The 2,830-nt window shown below is 27.0% G+C and carries 4 protein-coding genes; 3 read left to right on the forward strand and 1 reads right to left on the reverse strand.

The window, feature by feature from the left end; genetic code table 11:
- Positions 1–290 precede the first annotated feature (290 nt).
- The 3 genes from BLV84_RS12305 to BLV84_RS12315 all read left to right on the forward strand — a co-directional run bounded on the left by BLV84_RS12305 (position 291) and on the right by BLV84_RS12315 (position 2,529).
- Entirely contained in the window at positions 291–794 is a 504-nt protein-coding gene (locus BLV84_RS12305) for a hypothetical protein (RefSeq protein WP_093246149.1), read from the forward strand.
- Positions 795–798: 4 nt separating this feature from the next.
- Positions 799–1,395 (forward strand): hypothetical protein, encoded by a 597-nt coding sequence (locus BLV84_RS12310; protein ID WP_093246151.1) that lies wholly within the window; start codon positions 799–801, stop codon positions 1,393–1,395.
- A gap of 258 nt (positions 1,396–1,653) precedes the next feature.
- Positions 1,654–2,529, forward strand: a complete 876-nt coding sequence (locus tag BLV84_RS12315; protein ID WP_143521384.1) for an SMI1/KNR4 family protein — start codon at positions 1,654–1,656, stop codon at positions 2,527–2,529.
- A 48-nt stretch (positions 2,530–2,577) separates the two neighbouring features.
- Here the strand turns inward: BLV84_RS12315 and BLV84_RS12320 are convergent.
- A partial coding sequence (locus BLV84_RS12320; RefSeq protein ID WP_143521385.1) for a transposase occupies positions 2,578–2,830 on the reverse strand: 253 nt, incomplete at its 5' end.

Genomic DNA, 2,830 nt, shown 5'->3' on the forward strand with positions numbered 1-2,830 from the left:
TACACTTATCTTTAGATTTTAAAACTCCAAGTATGGTGTATAAATTATCAGCCTAAAATAAATTTTAACCTGTAGCCATATTTCAGGACTAGACAGCTAAAAAATCGAATTTCTGAATAATATTAATGATTTCAAAAATTATATATATTTACCTTTATGAAAAATGAAGTCTTTAAGTGCTTATTGAAATGATTATTTTAATTCTTATGTTGAGTTATGAGTTTACTTAATTTAAATACAATAGTAAAGTTTAGTTGGTAAAATATTAAAATAAATTTAAAATTGATAAAATGAAATTAGTAAATAATTTAAAATTTTTAACATTATTTATCTTTATTAGTATAACTTCATCTTGCAGTGATGATATTAGTGTAGACGGTACTGAATTACTTAATTACCAAGAAAAGGTTAATTCAGGTCATGTTAAAACTGTATGGAGAATAGGACGAAAATCTAGAGACTGTTTTAGGATAGGGATTTGCAAACTAGATAAGGTTGAAGTTAAAATTAAAAGAGTAAAAATAATTGTATATGAAGACAAATCTATCGGTACTTATTTAATAAAAGAAGACAATCAATCAATTAGATTGGAAGTTGATAAAGATTATATGCAGAAAATTCGAGATGAGTTTGGTGGTGATTTTTTAAAACTTGAAGAAGATTTTGTTTTAGATGATGACGACTGTGATAAGCTTGAAATATCGAAAGGCTTTACTTTTAAAGCTGGTACTTATGACTTTGTAGAAAGCAATGTTGACCCTGATGTATTTTATGTTAGATTGACAAATAACTAGTAAAATGAAAAGAACACTAATAATAGTTATTGTTATTTTTTTTATATCAGGTTGTAAAGTGACTTCAACTAAAGATGCCAAAATTAGTTTTGCACTAGAAACCAAAGAATCTCTTGAGAAATATTTATCTACTAATAACCTTAATTATGAAAAGAATCATCTGTACACATTAAAAGACATTCGAACTTTTGCAGAATTTAATGCACAAGATAAATTAAGTTTGCCCCAAGTTTTATTTTTTAAAAAGAACGGTAAACAGGTCAAAAATGTATTTAATCATAATGAGTGTACAAATATTATATCTGATTTTAATCAAATTAATGATTTAAAAATAGATGAATCAGCATTGTTATTTAAAGAACTTTTAGATAAAATAAAACCTTTATATTCTAATAAGGTTAAAGATGATATGATTTCTGTTGTTATATTTTATGGTAAATATGTAAGTTCTCATAAATCAATTAATAATCAATCTTTTGAATGGTACGAAGAAGTGTCAAAGGTTGACAAAAATGACGTAAATATACTTTTGGTTAGTTTAGATGTTATGCAAAACTGGAATTTATCAAAAGAAACAAAAGAAAGTATAGGTATTGAATAATTTAAAATTATAATTAAGTTTAAAAGCTAAATAAATTGGTTTCAATATAATATTGAAACCAATTTTATATTCTTCAGTTTTAAAAAGCAAGATTTAATAAGCCAGTTGCCAACAGCGCATAACAAAAATGGCGAGATTTGTGCTGAAACGAGAGTTTTGTCTATTCTTAGAAAACTAAAAGTTTAACCGAAAAGATTACGCATTTTAAGTCGCCACTTTCGTTATGCGCGAGACGTTGTAAAACATTTGAGAGAAACATTGAAACATATAATTTTAATAATGGGAATACTATCTTTTTTGGGAGCAAATAGTCAGAATAATAAAAAGAAAAATTATAAAAATCTGACTTCAGAATTAAAAAAGGAATTTAGAATCGACTTAAAAAGAGATTCAGAAAAGGAATTTAATCCAGAATTTATACGAACTACAAATTTGGAAAACGAAATCATAAACAAATTTGGTTTTGATGGAATTAAGCTTGTATTTGAATCAAGAAATAGCTCGAACTTTCACAAACTTGGAGAATTCCCAAAAGACTGTCCTTGGAAAAACTTAAACGGAAAAACTATTACGGAATTTATAGCAGAAAACTTTAAACCAATTTCTAAAAAAATTCCAAATTTGATTTCTACATTAAAAGAGAGATGTAAATTCATCTTTGTAGAAAAAAAAGAAAACACTTGGCATTTACATTATTTACTTGATATGAAACTTTATGATGATAGAGATTATTTCAAAATACATACTGGAGGTTCACCACTTTTAAATGCAGAACCGAATGAGAATTTAAAAGCATTCAATTGGAATGTTCCGAATGACTTAAAAACTTTTTATAAAATACATAACGGATTTGGAGAAATCTATGATGCTAACTTTGTAATGGCAAACGAGGATATTAAAGTTATGGCGGAAATGATGAATCCAATTTGCAAAGAGCAAAATGTAAAACCAGAAGATTATTCATTTGACGATTTACTTGAATTCTTCCCTGATGGAGCTGGAAATACACAATGCTTTTACAAAAAAAGTGGAAACTCAACTGTTGATTGGGACCACGAAGTTTGGGAAATTTCGGGAGAAATTGGATTTTTTGAGTTTATAAATGAAAGAATGTCTGAAATTGACGAAGAATAAAAAACGTTTTACAACAAAGTACTGTGGTAAAAAACAAGTAAAAACGCATTAATTTTTCACTAAAGTACTTCTATGAGAATCATCATAAAGTAACCCTGATTTAGCAATAGCAAAAGCTTGTTTTAGTAGCTTATTGCATACTGCAATTAAAGCCAACTTTTTGCTCTTTACTTTAGCCACAATGCGTTCATAAATTTCTCTGCAAACTTTGTTGTATTTACAGGCGTTAAAACTGCACATAAATAATAAATTACGTAGTTTTTGGTTACCTATTTTACTGATTCGACTTCGCCCTTTTACA

Origin of the sequence: Psychroflexus halocasei (assembly GCF_900107595.1) — a bacterium.
Taxonomy (GTDB): Bacteria; Bacteroidota; Bacteroidia; order Flavobacteriales; family Flavobacteriaceae; genus Psychroflexus; species Psychroflexus halocasei.